The organism is Novosphingobium sp. (assembly GCF_049240505.1).
Lineage (GTDB): Bacteria > Pseudomonadota > Alphaproteobacteria > Sphingomonadales > Sphingomonadaceae > Novosphingobium.
Genome location: NZ_JBMLSM010000040.1, coordinates 1 through 18,060 on the forward strand (window position 1 = coordinate 1; position 18,060 = coordinate 18,060).

Annotated in this window: 14 protein-coding genes; 6 read left to right on the forward strand and 8 right to left on the reverse strand. The window is 61.1% G+C overall.

The features are described 5' to 3' along the window. Window positions 1-107: 107 nt before the first annotated feature. Window positions 108-563: an Lrp/AsnC family transcriptional regulator gene (locus ACOVQ0_RS03430; RefSeq protein WP_421880195.1), complete on the reverse strand. Its 456-nt coding sequence runs from the start codon at window positions 561-563 to the stop codon at window positions 108-110. 145 nt (window positions 564-708) lie between these two features. Between ACOVQ0_RS03430 and ald the strand changes: the two genes are divergently transcribed. Then, a complete protein-coding gene (gene ald, locus ACOVQ0_RS03435) occupies window positions 709-1,824 on the forward strand; it encodes an alanine dehydrogenase (protein ID WP_421880197.1) in 1,116 nt (371 codons plus the stop codon). Window positions 1,825-1,849: 25 nt separating this feature from the next. Here ald and ACOVQ0_RS03440 read toward each other — a convergent pair whose 3' ends face one another. From ACOVQ0_RS03440 to ACOVQ0_RS03455, 4 genes are all read right to left on the reverse strand, one after another. After that, a complete protein-coding gene (locus ACOVQ0_RS03440) occupies window positions 1,850-3,463 on the reverse strand; it encodes a phytoene desaturase family protein (RefSeq protein ID WP_421880199.1) in 1,614 nt (537 codons plus the stop codon). A gap of 131 nt (window positions 3,464-3,594) precedes the next feature. Next, window positions 3,595-4,446 (reverse strand): p-hydroxycinnamoyl CoA hydratase/lyase, encoded by an 852-nt coding sequence (locus tag ACOVQ0_RS03445; RefSeq protein WP_421880201.1) that lies wholly within the window; start codon window positions 4,444-4,446, stop codon window positions 3,595-3,597. A gap of 28 nt (window positions 4,447-4,474) precedes the next feature. Further along, window positions 4,475-5,875 (reverse strand): aldehyde dehydrogenase, encoded by a 1,401-nt coding sequence (locus ACOVQ0_RS03450; RefSeq protein WP_421880203.1) that lies wholly within the window; start codon window positions 5,873-5,875, stop codon window positions 4,475-4,477. A gap of 388 nt (window positions 5,876-6,263) precedes the next feature. Next, window positions 6,264-7,247 (reverse strand): NADPH:quinone oxidoreductase family protein, encoded by a 984-nt coding sequence (locus tag ACOVQ0_RS03455; RefSeq protein WP_421880251.1) that lies wholly within the window; start codon window positions 7,245-7,247, stop codon window positions 6,264-6,266. Window positions 7,248-7,725: 478 nt separating this feature from the next. Between ACOVQ0_RS03455 and ACOVQ0_RS03460 the strand changes: the two genes are divergently transcribed. Next, entirely contained in the window at window positions 7,726-8,037 is a 312-nt protein-coding gene (locus tag ACOVQ0_RS03460; RefSeq protein WP_421880205.1) for a UrcA family protein, read from the forward strand. 60 nt (window positions 8,038-8,097) lie between these two features. Here ACOVQ0_RS03460 and ACOVQ0_RS03465 read toward each other — a convergent pair whose 3' ends face one another. From ACOVQ0_RS03465 to ACOVQ0_RS03475, 3 genes are all read right to left on the reverse strand, one after another. Next, on the reverse strand, window positions 8,098-9,027 hold the full coding sequence (locus ACOVQ0_RS03465; RefSeq protein WP_421880207.1) for a response regulator: 930 nt from the start codon (window positions 9,025-9,027) through the stop codon (window positions 8,098-8,100). A 2-nt stretch (window positions 9,028-9,029) separates the two neighbouring features. Beyond that, complete coding sequence (locus tag ACOVQ0_RS03470) at window positions 9,030-10,607, reverse strand: hybrid sensor histidine kinase/response regulator (protein WP_421880209.1); 1,578 nt, start codon at window positions 10,605-10,607, stop codon at window positions 9,030-9,032. A gap of 231 nt (window positions 10,608-10,838) precedes the next feature. Further along, window positions 10,839-11,042 (reverse strand): hypothetical protein, encoded by a 204-nt coding sequence (locus ACOVQ0_RS03475; protein ID WP_421880211.1) that lies wholly within the window; start codon window positions 11,040-11,042, stop codon window positions 10,839-10,841. A 236-nt stretch (window positions 11,043-11,278) separates the two neighbouring features. Between ACOVQ0_RS03475 and ACOVQ0_RS03480 the strand changes: the two genes are divergently transcribed. The 4 genes from ACOVQ0_RS03480 to glgC all read left to right on the forward strand — a co-directional run bounded on the left by ACOVQ0_RS03480 (window position 11,279) and on the right by glgC (window position 18,015). Then, window positions 11,279-11,821, forward strand: coding sequence for a cytochrome b (locus ACOVQ0_RS03480; protein WP_421880213.1), 543 nt, complete (start codon window positions 11,279-11,281; stop codon window positions 11,819-11,821). A gap of 329 nt (window positions 11,822-12,150) precedes the next feature. Continuing rightward, window positions 12,151-14,562, forward strand: coding sequence for a glycogen/starch/alpha-glucan phosphorylase (locus ACOVQ0_RS03485; RefSeq protein ID WP_421880215.1), 2,412 nt, complete (start codon window positions 12,151-12,153; stop codon window positions 14,560-14,562). Window positions 14,563-14,570: 8 nt separating this feature from the next. Further along, window positions 14,571-16,736 (forward strand): 1,4-alpha-glucan branching protein GlgB, encoded by a 2,166-nt coding sequence (gene glgB, locus ACOVQ0_RS03490; RefSeq protein ID WP_421880217.1) that lies wholly within the window; start codon window positions 14,571-14,573, stop codon window positions 16,734-16,736. Between the two features lie 19 nt (window positions 16,737-16,755). Beyond that, on the forward strand, window positions 16,756-18,015 hold the full coding sequence (gene glgC / locus ACOVQ0_RS03495; protein ID WP_421880219.1) for a glucose-1-phosphate adenylyltransferase: 1,260 nt from the start codon (window positions 16,756-16,758) through the stop codon (window positions 18,013-18,015). The last annotated feature ends 45 nt before the right edge of the window (window positions 18,016-18,060 follow it).

Here is an 18,060-nt window from a genome sequence, read left to right on the forward strand (position 1 = left end):
GCAGCGTTGCTCGTCAGTCACAATGCCTCAGCATTGCTCCTTCCTCGCGCCTCGCCCTGAAGCAAATTTGGCTCCGTCACGGTGACCCAGATTGGTCGGAAAGTGCTCTAACGCACCGGATAGCCCCGCATCTGCTTGATCCGGCGCAGCGAAAAACTTGACCGCATCGCCGAAACGCCCGGCAGACGGGCGAGGCAATCGCGGTGGATCGCATCATATTGCCCAAGGTCGTGCGCGGCCACGCGCAGCAGGTAGTCTGCCGACCCGGACATGAGGTGGCATTCCAGAATGTCGTCAAAATCACCAACAGCCTGTTCGAAACGGTCCATCGCTTCCCGGCTCTGGCTGTTCAGGGTGATCTCGACGAACACCTCCACAGACAGCCCCAGCAGCTTTGGATCGAGCCGCGCGCCATAGCTCGTGATAATGCCTGATTGTTCCATTGCCTTCACCCGCCGGTGGCAAGCGGAAGGCGATAGCGCCACACGCTCTGCCAGATCCGCTATCGACAATGCCGAGTCGTCCTGCAACGCCTCAAGCAGTGCGATAACAGATCGATCCATGCAAATTTTTCCCATCAATGCCGACTGCGACGCAAGATATCACCAAATCCTCCCGCTGCAATGGCGCAAAAAGGCAAGAACTGCCGGAAACTTCGCTGTAGTTTTGGAATTACAGAGCAAGGCTCCAGCCAAAGGATATTCCACCATGCGCGTCGGCACCGTCAGGGAAATCAAGAACCACGAATATCGCGTCGGCCTCACCCCCGAAAGCGCGCGCGAACTGGTCGCGCATGGGCATGATTTGTGGGTGGAAAGCGGCGCGGGCAACGGTATCGGCGCGAGCGATGCGGACTATGAAAACGCAGGCGCCACGATCAAGCCCGATGCCAGGACCGTGTTCGATGGCTGCGAGATGATCGTGAAGGTCAAGGAGCCGCAGGCGGTGGAGCGCGCGATGCTCCGCAAGGGCCAGATCCTCTATACCTACCTCCACCTTGCGCCCGACCCTGAACAGACCGCAGACCTCGTGAAGTCAGGCGTTACCGCCATCGCATATGAAACCGTGACTGGCGCAGGCAACGCCCTGCCCCTGCTCAAACCGATGAGCCAGGTTGCAGGTCGCATGGCCATACAGGCGGGAGCGACCGCGCTGGAAAAGGCACATGGCGGACGTGGCGTGTTGCTGGGCGGCGTGCCGGGCGTGCTGCCGGGCAAGGTCGTGGTGATCGGCGGTGGCGTCGTGGGCTTCAACGCGGCGCAAATGGCGGTTGGCCTTGGCGCCGATGTGACAATCCTCGATCGTGATCCCGATGTGCTGGAAAAGCTCGACAACCATTTCGAGGGGCGCGCCCGCACGCTCTATTCGGGCAAGGCCGCGCTGGCCTCGCTTGTTGCCGAGGCTGACCTGGTGATCGGCGCGGTGCTGATCCCCGGTGCCGCGGCGCCAAAGCTGATCACGCGCGATATGCTGTCCACGATGAAGCCCGGATCGGTGCTGGTAGACGTTGCCATCGATCAGGGCGGCTGCTTTGAAACCAGCCACGCCACAACCCATGCCGAACCGACCTATGTGGTGGATGGCGTGGTGCATTATTGCGTGGCCAACATGCCCGGTGCCGTGGCGCGCACCAGCACGTATGCGCTCAACAATGTGACCTTGCCGCACGCTTTGCGGATCGCCGACAAAGGCTGGAAAGCGGCGCTGCGGAACGATCCAAACCTTGCGGCGGGCCTGAACGTCCACGAAGGTAAGGTGACCTATGAGGCTGTCGCCAGCGAACTGGGCTATGCCTATACGCCCGTCAGCGACGTCCTGGGCTGATGTTCCCGGTGAGGGCCTCGTGCCCTCACCCGCGATGCAACAGTTTCCAAAGAATCGACCGGTCGCGCAGGATTTCGCGCGCAGCATTGTGCCCCGGCGCGCCAGTTACCCCGCCGCCGGGATGCGTGCCCGACCCGCACATGTACAGCCCCCGGATCGGCGCGCGGTAATCACCATGCCCCAGCACCGGGCGCGCGGACCAAAGCTGGTCGAGGCTCATCCGCCCGTGGAAGATATCGCCGCCGACAAGGCCGAACTTCCTCTCCAGATCCAAGGGCGAATGGATCTGACGCGCGATCACGCTGGCCTTGAAGTTCGGCGCATGGGCGGTGACGGTATCGATAATGAGGTCCGCCGCTTCTTCACGGCAATCGTCCCACGAGCGGCCATCGGGCAATTCAGGCGCAAATTGCTGGCAGAACAGGCTCGCCACGTGGCAACCCGGCGGCGCGAGGCTATCGTCCAGCGTAGACGGGATGAGCATTTCGACGATGGGCTGGCGCGACCAGCCATGCGCCCTGGCATCATCGAAAGCGCGATCCATGTAATCCAGCCCCGGCGCGATCACGATTCCGGCAGTGTGATGTTCCGCCAGCGCCTTGCCGGGCAGGGCGCTGAAATCGGGCAGTTCGGACAGTGCCACGTTCATGCGGAACGTGCCCGAACCCGTCTTGAACCCGGCAATCCGTTTTCGGAAATTGGCGTCGAGGTCGCTGGCATCCACCATCTGCCGATAGAGCAATGCAGGGCCAACATTGGCAGCAACGACAGGCGCATATAGCTCCTCTCCGCTTTCCAGCTTCACGCCGGCAGCCTTGCCTTTGTCGATCAGAACCTTGGCAACCGGCGCATCCAGACTGATCTCTACGCCAGCATCCTTGCAGGCAGCCGCCATCGCCTGCGTGATTGCCCCCATGCCGCCGATGGCATGGCCCCATGCGCCCGCCTTGCCGTTCACCTCACCGAAGACGTGGTGCAGCAGGACATAGGCCGAACCGGGCGTTGAAACGCCAGCGAAGTTCCCGACCACGGCATCGAATGCGAAGGCCGATTTCACCCGGTCATCGGTGAACCAGCCATCGAGAAACTCGCGGGCAGAGCGCGTGAATATCTCCAGCAGATCGCTCTGCGTAGCCTGATCGAGCTTCGCCAGCGGCCACCCCTGCCGCGCCATCGCTTGCAAGGCGGAAAGTCCGCCACCAACATTGGGCGGCGTTTGCAGTGCCATATCACGCAGCACCTCAGCCAACCGGCCCAGCGCCGCATCATAGCGCGGGTAGGCTTCCGCATCGGCAGACGATATCCGCGCGATTTCGGCCTGCGTCCGCCCCTCCCCGCCTCTCAGCTTCAGATAGCTGTCGGCAAAGGGCAGGAAGTTCGAAATCCTGCGTTCGACCACGCGATACCCGTGATCGTGCAGCCGCATGTCCGCAATGACCTTGGGCTGCAACAGGCTGACGGTGTAGCTCGCGGTTGAATTGCGAAAGCCCGGATGGAACTCCTCGGTAACCGCCGCGCCGCCTGCAACGTGCCGACGCTCCAGCACGCGCACGCGCATTCCGGCCCGAGCAAGATAGAATGCGCAAACAAGGCCGTTGTGGCCCCCGCCGATAATCAGGGCATCGTAGCGATTGGACAAGGCCGGGTCTCTCGTTTGGATTACGCGGTCGATCCTAACGATGCATCCGGTCAAGACCATAGCCTTGAAAGGAAAAGGCCCCGGACGCCGAAGCGACCGAGGCCTTTTGCCGAACTGTCAAGGATTGGCGATCAGCCTTCGACCTTGCTCGTGTCGAACGTGCCAAGCCCCGGCTTGAAGCTCTTCTCGTCAAGGAACTGACGGGTCGCTTCCTTGCGAGCAGCCGCACCACCGAAGCTGTGCAGCGCTTCCTGCGCGCGGATCTGGTATTCCAGACCGTTGTCATAGGTCATGTCGACCATGCGGCGCACCGCCCACTTGGTGGCGCGAAGGGCGTGGCCGTCCTTCTTCTTCAGCGCTTCGCAGATTTCCAGCACGCGCGCCTTCAGCTTGTCGGCAGGAACGGCTTCGGTAACGAGGCCCTGCTCTTCAGCCTGCTTGCCGGTCAGGTTTTCACCCATCATCGCGTGATACATGGCCTTGCGGAAAGGCATGAGTTCCTGCGCAACCTTCGAAGCGCCACCGCCGGGAAGAATGCCCCAGTTGATTTCCGAAAGGCCGAACTGCGCGTCTTCCGAAGCGATAGCGATGTCGCAGCCGAACAGCGGGCCATAGCCGCCGCCGAAGCACCAGCCATTGATCATCGCAACGGTGGGCTTTTCATACCAGCGCAGACGCTCGAACCAGCCATAGCTTTCACGCTGCGACTTGCGCACCATGCCAAGGCCCTGCGCTTCCGTCTCACGGAAATATTCCTTGAGATCCATACCTGCGGTCCAGGCATCGCCTTCACCGGTCAGCACCAGAACCTTCACGTCATCGCGAAATTCCAGTTCTTCCAGCACGGCTTTCATCCGGCGGTTAAGCTTGGGGCTCATGCAATTGCGCTTTTCGGGGCGGTTGAACTTCACCCAGGCAATGCCGTCTTCAACGGTAAAAGCGACGGTATCTTCTTCCGCGCGCTCGATCTTCTGTTCGGTCATGGTCTTGTCCTTCAGGATTGTCGTTAAATCAGATCGGAAAATGGCCGGGCTGGGTTTCCATCGTGATCCAGCGCAGTTCGGTAAAGCTGTCGATACCGGCCTTGCCGCCAAAGCGGCCGTAGCCGGACGCACCCACGCCGCCGAACGGCATCTGGGCTTCATCATGCACGGTCGGGCCGTTTACGTGACAGATGCCGGACTTGATCTGGCGGGCAACGCGCAAACCTCGTGCGGTATCGCGGGTGAACACGGCTGCCGACAGGCCATATTCGGTATCGTTGGCCAGTTCGATGGCGTGCGCTTCATCGCGGGCGTGGATCACACCCACGACCGGGCCGAAGCTCTCATCACGGAAAAGCTTCATGTCCTGCGTTACGCCATCCACGACATGCGCGGGCATAAGCACGTTCTGCGTCGTTTCCCCGCCGGTCAGAAGCTCGGCACCTTGTGCAAGCGCATCGGCGATCAGGCTCTGGCAATGAGCAACCGTCTTGGCATCCACGACTGCACCCAAGGGCGTCGTGCCTTCACGCGGATCGCCCACGGCCATTGCTGAAACCTTGGCCTTGAACTTGGTCGCAAACTCATCAGCCACCGCGTCGACCACGATGATCCGCTCGGTCGACATGCAGATCTGCCCCTGATTCATGAACGCGCCAAACGCAGCCGCTTTCACAGCTTCATCAAGATCGGCATCGTCGAGAACGATCAGCGGTGCCTTGCCGCCGAGTTCGAGCAGGCACGGCTTGAGATGCTGAGCAGCCCGCGTGGCAATGATGCGGCCCACGGCTGTCGATCCGGTGAAGTTGATGCGCTTCACTTCGGGCGCATCGATCAGGGCACCAACGACATCTGCGGCATCGGCCGGGGCATTGGTCACCACGTTGACCACACCTTCGGGGAATCCTGCTTCGGCGAATGCTTCGATGATCAGCGCGTGCGTGCGCGGGCACTGCTCGCTAGCCTTGAGGATCACGGCATTCCCACAGGCCAGCGGGACCGCGATGGCCCGCACGCCAAGAATGATCGGCGCATTCCACGGCGCGATGCCCAGCATGACGCCAACAGGTTCACGCAGGGCCATAGCCAGACATCCGGGCTTGTCCGAAGGGATCACTTCGCCCGATATCTGCGTGGTCAGCGCAGCCGCCTCACGCACCATACTGGCTGCCAGTCCAAGGTTGAACAGCGCCCAGCCCTTGGTCGCGCCGATTTCTCCCATCATCGCTTCGACAAAAGCGTCGGCGCGCGCTTCGAGCGCGGATGCCGCCTTCATCAGCACGGCGCGACGGGCGTTTGGCCCCATCGCCGCCCATGCCGGGTAAGCGCTTGCAGCCTTGGCAGTGATAGCAGGGATATCAGACGCTTGCATCGCCTGTGCGCTGGAGGCGACGTCGCCGGTAAGCGGATTAATGCGTTCGAAAAACATAGCTGCTCTCCCAATCTGTTATGATTTATAGCAATCACAATCAGCGGGTCAACAGGCTATTATCTACCAGCGGCGCCTGATCATTTGTGCAGGTGCAGCAATTTCAGCCATTCAGGCTGCGTACTCCGCAGCGATTGCACGGCACCCATTGCATTGATAACGCAGTCAATTTTTTCAAACTCAAGAAAAATCTAGCCTAAAGGTCATATGATTGCAAAAAATGCAACAAATGCTTCACTATTCGCACTTGCGAAGAATCAGCGAAAAGCCCATTTGGAAGAGGCCTTTCAGGCATCCTCTCCCAAACTTTCCAGGGCCGCCCGGCAACGGTGCGGCCCCTTTTTTTGCCCAAACTGTAGCAGCTCGCGCGCGGACTCAAAGCTGCAGGTCAGCCCTCGTGCGGGAGGATGACGCTGCGCCCGATAACATCTCGCTGTTCCATCGCGCGATAGGCACTCGCCCATTCGCGCAGGGGATATCGTGCATGGACGTGAGGGCGAATCCGCCCCTCGCCAGCGAGCTTGAGGATGTTCTCGACGTTCTGCACCCCCCGATCGGGAAAGCGACGGCCATATTCACCTGCACGCACCCCCACGACCGAAAACCCTTTGATCAGCGGAATGTTCGCCCCGATCCGCGGGATTCGGCCAGCGGCAAAGCCGATCACAAGTAGTCGACCATCGAAGGCGATGCAGCGTGTGGATTCATCGAACACGTCACCGCCCACCGGATCATAGACCAGATCCGCCCCCCGGCCTCCGGTGATGGCCAGCACCTGCTCTCGAAAACCGGAGTTGCCGTCGATCACATGGTCAGGCGCATAGAGGCGGGCGATGGCATCCCGTTTGCCTTGCGTGGATGCAACAGCGATAACCTTAAGGCCCAGCGCCTTGCCAAGATCGACCGCCGCCAATCCCACGCCCCCGGCCGCACCATGAACCAGCAGCCATTCCCCTTCCACTGCCCGCCCCCGGCAAACCAGCGCCACCCAAGCGGTGAGGTAGGCTGCGCGCAAGGATGCGCCTTCTGCCATGTTCAATCCTGCGGGCAATGGCATCACCGAACCTTCAGCAAAAGCGCCATATTGCGCCACCGCACCCGTCAGCCCTCCGACGATCACCTGATCACCTTCACGCAAGCGATTGCAGCCGCGCGCTTCGATCACCGTGCCCGCTCCCTCCATGCCGGGAACAAAGGGCAAAGGCGGTTTGGCCTGATAGCCGCCGCGCGTCATCAGCAAGTCTGGGAAGCCCAGTGCAGCCGCTTCGATCCGCACCAGCACTTCGCCCTGCGAAGGCACCGGCATGGGCACCTCTGCCAGAGCCACTCCCCCAAGATCTTCGCTCAAGCGCTGCACCTGAACCGCCTGCATGGTCGTCATATTGTTCTCCCGCACAGACCTTGGCGCAATCGCAACATGGGGCCAAGGGCGCTTTCGTGACCGATAAGACCAAATGCAGAAGCACATCGCCAGCCCGACATTTGCTGCAACGCAACATTATCGCAGATCACCAACCCTAGGCTGGCCAACCTCGTGCAGACATCTGCCAAATGCCTGACTCTCGGTCATTTTCGGACACCCGTCCAGATTTGGCGTATTACGAACTACTGCAAAGGTATGTCCCAGCCCTTTGAAATTACCCGGCATTGTTGCAAGGCACAAGCAGAACACACTGATTTACTTGGCTTTATTTATTCAAGTAGCTTGTTATTCCTGTTTACCAGCCGTATTCTTGGCTCTGGATTGAGAAGTATCGGGAACACCCGCCAGTCCGCCAACAATCGCCAAAAGGCATCAGGAGCCGGAAAGCCGGACCTGAAAAAGAATAGTCCTTCGCAGGAGAATGCCCATGACCAAACTGCTCGCCGCAATCGCGGCGCTCGGCCTGCTGTCTGCGCCGCAGATCGCATCGGCTGCGCCCGCCCAGACCGTCAATATCTCGGTTTCTGCCGATGGCCTTGACCTGACCCGTGCAGATCACATGCGCAAGCTGCGCAATCGCATTGCCGATGCCGCTGCAGAAGCCTGCGATCCCGCTGACCGCATGATCGTGACGCCGATGCCCGATTACCAGTGCCGCCGCGCAGCAGTGGCCAGCGTTGAACCGATGGTTCAGGAACTGGCCCAAGCCGCGCGTCGCGGCACTATGGCCAGACGCTGAAGCCACTGGCAAAGCGCCGGTGCGGAAATGTTTCCCCTCCGCACCGGCCTTGTCATTTCATCAGGTGCCCAGCACCTTGATTGCCACGGCAGCAGCAGCAGCGCGCGTTTCCACACCCAGCTTTTCGTAAATGCGCTCAAGGTGCTTCTGCACCGTGCGCGGGCTGATCGCGAGCACCTCGGATATCATGCCGTTCGATTTGCCATAGCTGATCCACAGCAGCACTTCGGCCTCACGATCGGTCAGCGACAGCCGCTGCTGCAAACGACCGACATCGGCGCGGGGGTTCAACTCGTTGAGCCGGATCAGCACCTCGTTGTCCCGATAATGCGCGATGATCACCAGTTCCAATGATCCTTCGCCCTGCTCGATCCGCGCCGTCGCGCCCAATTCGTTGCGGGCCAGCAGCCGGGTGACCGGCCCGCGCAGCACGTCGGGCAAAGTGCCCCGCTCCCGGCTCCATTCCGGGCTGACGCGCGTAATTGCCTGATCCGCCAGCGGCGTACACCACAACAACTGCCCCTGCGTATCGGTCGCCATCATCAGCCGCCCGGTCGCATCCAGCCCCGCAGCACCGGCCTGCATCGCGCGGGCATGGCCGATGTGCACGCGCACGCGCGCCAGCAGTTCGTGGACGTTCACCGGCTTGCGCAGATAGTCCACCCCGCCCACCTCGAAACCTTCGATCACATGCTCGCTCTCGGTCAGCCCGGTCATGAACACCACCGGCACATGCGCCAGCACGCCACGCGCCTTGATCTGCCGCGTCGTCTCGAAACCGTCGATCCCCGGCATCACCGCGTCCATCAGGATCAGGTCGGGTGTGATGTGCTGTAACAAGTCCAGCGCCGCATTCCCCGAAATCGCCACAAGCACGGTGATGCCAACGCCTTCCAGCGTGTCGGTCAGGAAACGCAGTGAATCCGGCTCGTCATCGACGACAAGAACCGTATCGCGCCGCGCGCCCGCGCCACTTGCGGTTTCACTCATCGTCAAAGCTCCTCAAGCGTCTTCCCCATTGCGGCCAGATCGAACCGGTCAAGGCAGGCGTACAATTTGGCCACAAGCGGCGCTGCGGCGGCATCCGCCTGCTCCAGCGCACGGATTTCACCCTCCAATGCGCGCACGTGACCGATCCTTACAAGCGATTTCAGACGCTCGGCATGTTCGCGCGTCGCGTCAGAGATAGCAGCGGCGGCATCAGGAGGACGGTGGCCCGGCGATGCTGCTTGCGGGTAGACCCACGACAGACCCAACTGGCGGCCAATCGCATCGATCAATCCTCCCAGTTCCACCGGCTTCAGCAAAAACGCATCATGGTCTGCTGCCTGTCCCGCCAGTCCATGCCGCTCATCAGCATTGGCAGACAGCATCAGGATCTTGAGCGCTGGCCCATGCACTGCGCGCAGGTGCGCAGCAACGTCCCATCCGGTCATGCCCGGCATACTCACGTCAAGCACCGCTGCATCGAACCGCCCCTGCGCCGCGGCGTCTCCGGCAAGCGCCAGCGCCGTCGGCCCATCGCTTGCGAGCGACACCTCGAACCCCACTTCGCCAAGTGCTGTCCGCAACACCGCCAGATGATCGCGATCGTCATCCACCAGCAGGATGGAACGCACCGGCCCCGCATATCCGCTTGGCCTGACGAGTTCTGCCGCGCGATCGACGAAACCGGAAACTTGCGGCGCCATCATCACGATACGGAACACGCTGCCCATCCCTGGCGCGCTTTCAAGTTGCAGATCGCCGCCCAGCATCCGCACGATTGCGCTGGTGATGGCAAGCCCCAACCCTGCGCCTTCCTGGGGTTCCGCAGCATCATCGCGCACATAGGGGGCGAAAATCGCCTCGCGGCGATCATCGGCAATGCCCGGCCCGGTATCACGTACTTCGAACACGGCCATCTGGCCCGACCATCTGAAGGCGAGCGCGACCTCGCCAGCCTCGGTAAACTTCACCGCATTGGATACCAGATTGATCAGCGCCTGCCGCACGCGCCGTTCGTCCATACGCACGAATTCGGGCAAACGATCAGGCAGTTCGCATTTGAAAGCCAGGCCCTTTTGCGCCGCCAGAGGAGCGAACATTTCGGCCACCTGCTGGACCAGCGCACCGGCCCGCACCACGCCGCTGTCCACGCGCACCACGCCCTGTTCAACCGAAGCAAGATCAAGCAGACCTTCGACCAGATTGGTCAGGTGTTCAGCGCTGCGCCGGATGACCCGTGCGGCGTGTTGAGGGTCGACCTCTGCCCCACGCTCCACCAATTGGGCATAGCCATATATCGCATTGAGCGGGGAACGTATCTCATGGCTGACATTCGCCAGAAACCGGCTCTTGGCCGCGTTGGCAGCTTCAGCCGCCTGCAGTTCGCTGGCAAGCCGCGCTATCTCGTCATGCTCCGCCCCAGCTTGCTGCTCAGATCCGCTGCCGCTTTCCCGGCCTGCGCGTGCGCCTTGCCAAAGGATCAGCGCTGCAAGCGCCAGAACGCCACCCAGCGCCATCCACTGTAGCCAGGGTGCTTGCCCCGCCGCGAGAATATCGGCCAGCAGCAGCAGTGCGATCAGCAAAAGCGCAGTTCCAAGCACCGGCCCACGCATAATCGTGGCCGGAGTTTTAAAACTGTGCTGCCTGTTTCCGCCTTCACGGAACATGACCATGCTGACCGACCCCGCGCGCCCGTGTCAGTCAGGCACATGCCTTTCCGCCGACGCCTGTCGGATTGTGCACTGCAACCGCACCGAACTCAACCCCCTGCCATGCGATGCCGGGGTAGACTTATGGCCAGCAGAATGCGGCCTTCAGATCACCTGATCGCGCTGCAACCGCTGCAACAGACGCACGGCCACCGAATGCCTGATAGCTTTGCCATCGCGCAGCTTGACCCAGGTGTTGAGGCCGATTCCAAAGCTGGTTTGAATAACTTCTGGCTTCTGGCTCTTCAACATGGACGCCATCTTGTGGACCACGGCAGGTTCGACCTGGGTAAGACGCTGGGTAGACATTTGCCCTCACGGTGAAGTTGGACCGCCCTTGCGACCTCATGGAGTTTCGGCCGGTCTCGTTGGTTTCTGCCGTCACCATATTTTTTGCAGTGCGGAATCGCCCATACGTCATTTGCCGCATAGCATTGCTTGACGCCCGTCCTGTTTTGCGACGCCCGCCCCTTTTCGCAACTCAGCGTGACACCGGCTGCAAGTTCATGCCATCTCGTGTGCGGACATTTACGGGAGTCGGGGGAATGGCAACTATCGCAGGCGGCGCAGAAATGGTCCGCTACAACACGGTTGCGCGCACGCTTCACGCGCTCATTGCGGTCATGGTGATCTTCAATCTCGTGACGGGCATCGGCGGCGATGCGCTGGAAGAGGTGTGGAACCCTTTCCCGCTGCACAAGGGCACCGGAATGGTCATCCTGTTGCTTTCGCTTGTCCGGCTTGGCTGGCGGTTCACCTGGACCATGCCCGAATGGCCCGCCACAATGGGCAATCTCCAGCGCCTTGTCGCCAAGGTCACCCATGCAGTGCTTTATGCCCTGATGCTGATCGTACCGGTTACCGGGTGGATCATGTCCTCGGCCAACAGCAAATATCCGATCAGCATCTGGGGATTGTTCGAATGGCCAAAGCTGGCAGTGGCCAAAGGCTCAGCCTTGGCCGAAGCTGCGCATGAAGGCCACGAAGTGCTTGGTTTCCTGATGGCGGGCCTTGTGGTGCTGCACATCGCAGCGGCATTGCATCACCATTTTGTGATCAAGGACAATATCTTGCGCCGCATGTTCTGAACCGCAGACGTATTCTCGCATACTTCACGCAATTGTGCGCTTACAAGTGGCGGGGTGAGGACTGTGCAGTGGGGCAATCCATCCGTAACGGAACCTGAAGTGCGGCAAGTCTGTGCATCGCGCAGATTGCCGCTTGCCCGCCGTGCGCAGCCTGTCATACCTTTCCGTGGGGAGTACGATGGTTTGCTGCACAGCCCGTGGCCTTTCGCAGTTGCGTATGGCCGCAAAAACATCGGGCGTGCGGACGTGAAGGGCCGGTGCAACGCGCATCGGCGCAGGGTGGGCCACACCTGCCTGCGCGCCGGGCCAAGCAGGGTGAATCGCGTATCATGACCCTCGAATCCAATTCCAAGGCTGCCGAAATCGACGCCCAGATCATCGACGTGCTGCGCAAGCGCGTGGGCAAGGACGAGCGCGCCGCGAAGCCGCATGACTGGTACACCGCCACCGTTCTGACGCTGCGCGATGCGATCATCGACCGCTGGATGGAATCGACACGCGAGACGTATGACAAGGGCGCGAAGCGAGTCTATTACCTCAGCCTCGAATTCCTGATCGGTCGCCTGCTGCGCGATGCGCTGTCAAACATGGGCCTTACGCGCGACATGGAAAAGGCCCTGCGCGAACATGGCTTCGATCTTGCTGCGCTGGAAAATCTGGAACCCGATGCCGCGCTTGGCAACGGTGGCCTTGGCCGCCTTGCCGCCTGCTTCATGGAAAGCCTCGCGAGCCTTGGCATCCCGGCTTACGGCTATGGCATCCGCTATGTAAACGGCATGTTCCGCCAGCGCATCGATGATGGCTGGCAGGTCGAACTGCCCGAAACATGGCTCTCTCACGGCAACCCGTGGGAATTCGATCGCCGCGAAAGCGCCTATATCATCGGCTTCGGCGGCGAAGTGGTGGAAACCGGCGATGGCGTGGAATGGCGTCCTGCCGAAAAGGTTGAGGCCAGCGCGGTCGATACCCCCGTGGTGGGCTGGCGCGGCAAGCGCGTGAACACGCTGCGCCTGTGGACTGCCCATGCCTTCGATCCGCTGCGCCTTGATGCGTTCAATGCAGGCGATCACTTCGGCGCAATGGCCGAACAGGTCCGCGCCGACAGTCTCGTGCGCGTGCTCTACCCGGCAGACTCCACCCCCGCCGGACAGGAACTGCGGCTTCGGCAGGAGTATTTCTTCACCTCTGCCTCCATTCAGGACATCGTGCGCCGCCACGTGCAATATCACGGCGACATTCGCACCCTGCCCGATAAGGCCGCGATCCAGCTCAACGATACGCACCCCGCCGTCGCCGTGGCCGAACTGATGCGCCTCATGGTCGATGCGCACGGGCTTGAATTCAACGAAGCGTGGGAACTGACCAAGGCGACCGTCGCCTACACCAACCACACGCTCCTGCCCGAAGCGCTGGAATCATGGCCGCTGCCACTGTTCGAACGCCTGCTGCCGCGCCACATGCAGATCGTCTACGCCATCAACAGCCGCGTCCTTCGTGAAGCGCGCAAGGCCGGGCTTGATGATGCCGCCATCGCCGCGATCAGCCTGATCGACGAAGGCGGCGAACGTCGCGTTCGCATGGCTAACCTGGCCTTCACCGGCGCTCACAGCGTCAACGGTGTGGCCGCGCTTCACACCGATCTGATGAAGACCACGGTCTTCTCGGATCTGCACAAGCTTTACCCTGCGCGCATCAACAACAAGACCAACGGCGTCACCCCGCGTCGCTGGCTTCAACAGTGCAACCCCGGCCTCACTTCGGTGCTGAAGGACGCCATCGGCGATGCCTTCCTTGATGACGCCGAAAAGCTGGCCGATCTCAACGCTCTGGCTGACGATGTTCAGTTGGGCGAACGCATTGCCGAGGTAAAGCGCAGCAACAAAATCGCGCTGGCCAAGCATATCAAGGACGTAATGGGCGTCCGCCTCGATCCCGATGCGCTGTTCGACGTGCAGATCAAACGCATCCACGAATACAAGCGCCAGTTGCTCAATCTGGTCGAGACCGTCGCACTCTATGACCAGATCCGCAGCCACCCGGAACGTGATTGGGTGCCGCGCGTCAAGATCTTCGGCGGCAAGGCAGCGTCGAGCTATCACAACGCCAAGCTGATCATCAAACTGTCGAACGACATCGCACGCCGCGTCAATTCCGATCCCTCGGTAGGCGGGTTGCTCAAGGTCGTGTTCGTGCCGAACTACAACGTCAGCCTTGCCGAAAAGATCATCCCTGCGGCCGATCTGTCCGAACAGATTTCCACCGCCGGCATGGAAGCATCGGGCACCGGCAACATGAAGTTCGCACTCAATGGCGCGCTCACCATCGGCACGCTCGATGGCGCGAATGTCGAAATCAAGGATCATGTGGGCGATGCGAACATCGAAATCTTCGGCCTCACCGCCGATGAGGTCGAGGACAAGCGCGCCAATGGCTACAACCCGAGTGAGATCATCGAAGGATCGCGCGAACTGCAGCAGGCCCTTGCCGCCATCGCTACCGGCGTATTCTCGCCCGATGATCCGCAGCGCTATGCAGGCCTGATGGGCGGCATCTACGACCACGACTGGTTCATGGTCGCCGCCGATTTTGACAGCTATCACGCCGCCCAGCGCAACATCGATCGCCGCTGGGAACAGCAGTCCGCATGGCGCGCTTCGGCAATCCGCAACATAGCCAACGTAGGCTGGTTCTCGTCCGATCGCACGATCGGCGAATATGCCCGCGATATCTGGGGGGTCTGACGGTCAGCATGAAACCACCGGCGAGCGCCATTGAAGCCCTTCTGGACGGGACGCACGCCGATCCATTCTCGCTTCTCGGCATTCACGAAGGGCCAGACGGCGCATTCGCCCGCGCGGTCCTTCCCGGTGCCGATGAAGCGGTGGCCTGGTCACTCTCCGGCAAGAAGCTGGGCAAGCTCACCCGCATCGACGGGCGCGGACTGTTCGAAGGTAAAGTCAAAGGCCCGCGCCAACCCGTCCGCTATGCCTGCAAGGCGGGCAACCACGAATGGCTGGTGACAGACCCCTACTCTTTCGGCCCCGTTCTCGGCCCGATGGATGATTTCCTGATTGCCGAAGGCACCCACCAGCGCCTGTTTGACAAGATGGGCGCACACCTGATCGAACATGAAGGCACATCGGGCGTCCACTTCGCCGTCTGGGCACCCAACGCGCGGCTTGTCAGCGTCGTGGGCGATTTCAACGATTGGGACCATCGCCGCCACCCGATGCGCCGCCGCGCCGACATCGGCGTGTGGGAAGTTTTCGTCCCCGACATTGGCGAACACCGCGCCTACAAATACCGCATCGTCGGTGCAGATGGCACGGTGCTTCCGCTCAAAGCAGATCCCTTTGCGCAAGCCGCAGAGTTTCGTCCCAGCACCGCGTCCATCACCGCACACCCGGTAAAGATGGACTGGGGCGATGCCGATCACCGTGCCCACTGGGCCAGCATCGATGCTCGCCGCCAACCCATGTCGATCTACGAAGTCCACCCCGGATCATGGCAAAAGCCCCATGACGAAGGCTTTTACACGTGGGACGAACTGGCAGACCGCCTGATCCCTTACGTGGCGGAAATGGGGTTCACCCATATCGAATTTCTGCCCGTATCGGAACACCCCTACGACCCATCGTGGGGCTACCAGACCACTGGTCTTTACGCCCCATCCGCCCGCTTCGGTCCACCTGAAGGTTTCGCCCGCTTCATCGATGGCGCCCATCGCGCAGGTGTTTCGGTGCTGATAGATTGGGTGCCAGCGCACTTCCCCACCGATGAACACGGCCTCGTCAATTTCGATGGCACTGCGCTCTATGAACACGAAGATCCGCGCCTGGGCTTCCATCCCGATTGGAACACGCTGATCTACAACTTCGGCCGCCGCGAAGTCGTCAGCTTCCTCGTGAACAACGCGCTGTTCTGGGCAGAGCGCTACCACGTCGATGGACTGCGCGTGGATGCCGTCGCCTCGATGCTCTACCGCGATTATTCGCGCAAATCGGGCGAATGGATTCCCAACGACGAAGGCGGGCGTGAAAACTGGGAAGCGGTCGAATTCCTGAAAGCAATGAACCGCGCTGTCTATGCCAGCCACGCCGGTTTCCTCACCATTGCCGAGGAATCCACCTCATGGCCCGGCGTCAGCAAGCCCGCCTTTGACGAAGCCCCGCGCGAGCACCTTGGCTTCGGTTTCAAATGGAACATGGGCTTCATGCACGACACGCTCCAGTACATGGCGCGTGATCCGATCCACCGCCAATACCACCACAACGACATCACCTTCGGCCTGACTTACGCCTTCAGCGAAAACTTCGTCCTGCCGCTCAGCCATGATGAAGTGGTCCACGGCAAGGGCAGCCTGCTGAACAAGATGAGCGGCGATGATTGGCAGAAATTCGCCAACCTGCGCGCCTACTACGGCATGATGTGGGGCTATCCCGGTAAGAAACTGCTGTTCATGGGCCAGGAATTCGCCCAGCGCCGCGAATGGAGCGAGGCGCGCAGCCTTGACTGGGATTTGCTTGATGCCCCGGCGCACGAAGGCGTCCGCCGCTGGGTCCGCGATCTCAACCGCGTCTATGCCACCCGACCCGCCCTTCACGCCCGCGATTGCGAGCCTGAAGGCTTTGAATGGCTGGTGGTCGATGATGCACAGGCTTCGGTCTTCGCATGGCTGCGCAAGGCACCGGGTGCAAAGCCGGTAGCCGTCATCAGCAACATGACGCCGCAGGTCCACGATCACTATCGCCTGCCCCTGCCGCACGATGGCGCGTGGCGCGAAGTGCTGAACAGCGATGCGCAGGATTATGGCGGCAGCGGCATCGGCAATCTGGGGCAGGTTACGGCAGAAGGCGGTGCCGCCTTCGTGGTCCTGCCGCCACTTGCCACATTGATTCTGGAATTCGAAGGATAAGAACGGAGGGCTACCGGGGATGCGTGAAACTTACTCTCAGCCGCTGGCGCGCGATGCGATGGCCTATGTCCTTGCTGGCGGTCGCGGCAGCAGGTTGAAGGAACTGACCGACAACCGCGCCAAACCTGCGGTCTATTTCGGCGGCAAATCGCGCATCATCGATTTCGCCCTCTCGAACGCCATCAATTCGGGCATCCGCCGCATCGGGGTTGCCACGCAATACAAGGCGCACTCGCTCATTCGCCACATGCAGCGCGCGTGGAATTTCATGCGCCCGGAACGCAACGAAAGCTTCGACATTCTCCCCGCCTCGCAGCGCGTATCAGAAGATCACTGGTACGAAGGCACCGCCGACGCCGTGTTCCAGAACATCGACATTATCGCCTCCTACGCGCCCAAATACATGGTCATTCTGGCGGGCGACCACATCTACAAGATGGACTACGAACTGATGCTGCGCCAGCATGTCGACAGCGGCGCAGACGTGACCATCGGCTGCCTTGTCGTGCCGCGCAAGGAAGCCACCGGGTTTGGCGTCATGGCGGTGGACACGGCCGACACGATCACCGACTTCATCGAAAAGCCTGCCAACCCGCCCGGCATTCCCGGCAACGAGGAGATGGCGCTGGCTTCAATGGGTATCTACGTCTTCGAAACGAAGTTCCTGTTTCAGATGCTGCAGGAAGATGCCGACGATCTCAATTCATCGCGCGATTTCGGCAACGACATCATTCCCAAGATCGTCAAGAACGGCAAAGCTGTCGCCCACCGCTTCACCAATTCCTGCATTCGCGCGGCTGAGGAAATCGAGGAATACTGGCGCGATGTCGGCACGCTGGACGCCTATTTCGAAGCCAATCTCGATCTTACCGACACCGTGCCCAAGCTCAACATGTATGACCGCGACTGGCCGATCTGGACCGACCAGATCATCGCCGCGCCTGCCAAGTTCGTGCACGATGAAGATGGCCGTCGCGGCATGGCCATCTCCTCGCTCATCTCGCAGGATTGCATCGTGTCGGGCGCTATTGCCAAGCGCAGCCTGCTGTTCACAGGCGTAAAGATGGGGTCGTTCTCAAGCTGCGAAGAAGCCGTCATCCTGCCCTATTGCAATATCGGGCGCGGTGCACGGCTCAACCGCGTGATCCTCGATTCCGGCGTTCGCATCCCAGAAGGCCTCGTCGTTGGTGAAGACCCCGAACTCGATGCCCGCCGCTTCCGCCGCTCGGAAAGCGGCGTCTGCCTGATCACCAAACGGATGATCGATCAATTGGTATGAGCACACGCCCCTCCTCCCCTCCCGCCTGCGGGAGGGGCCGGGGGA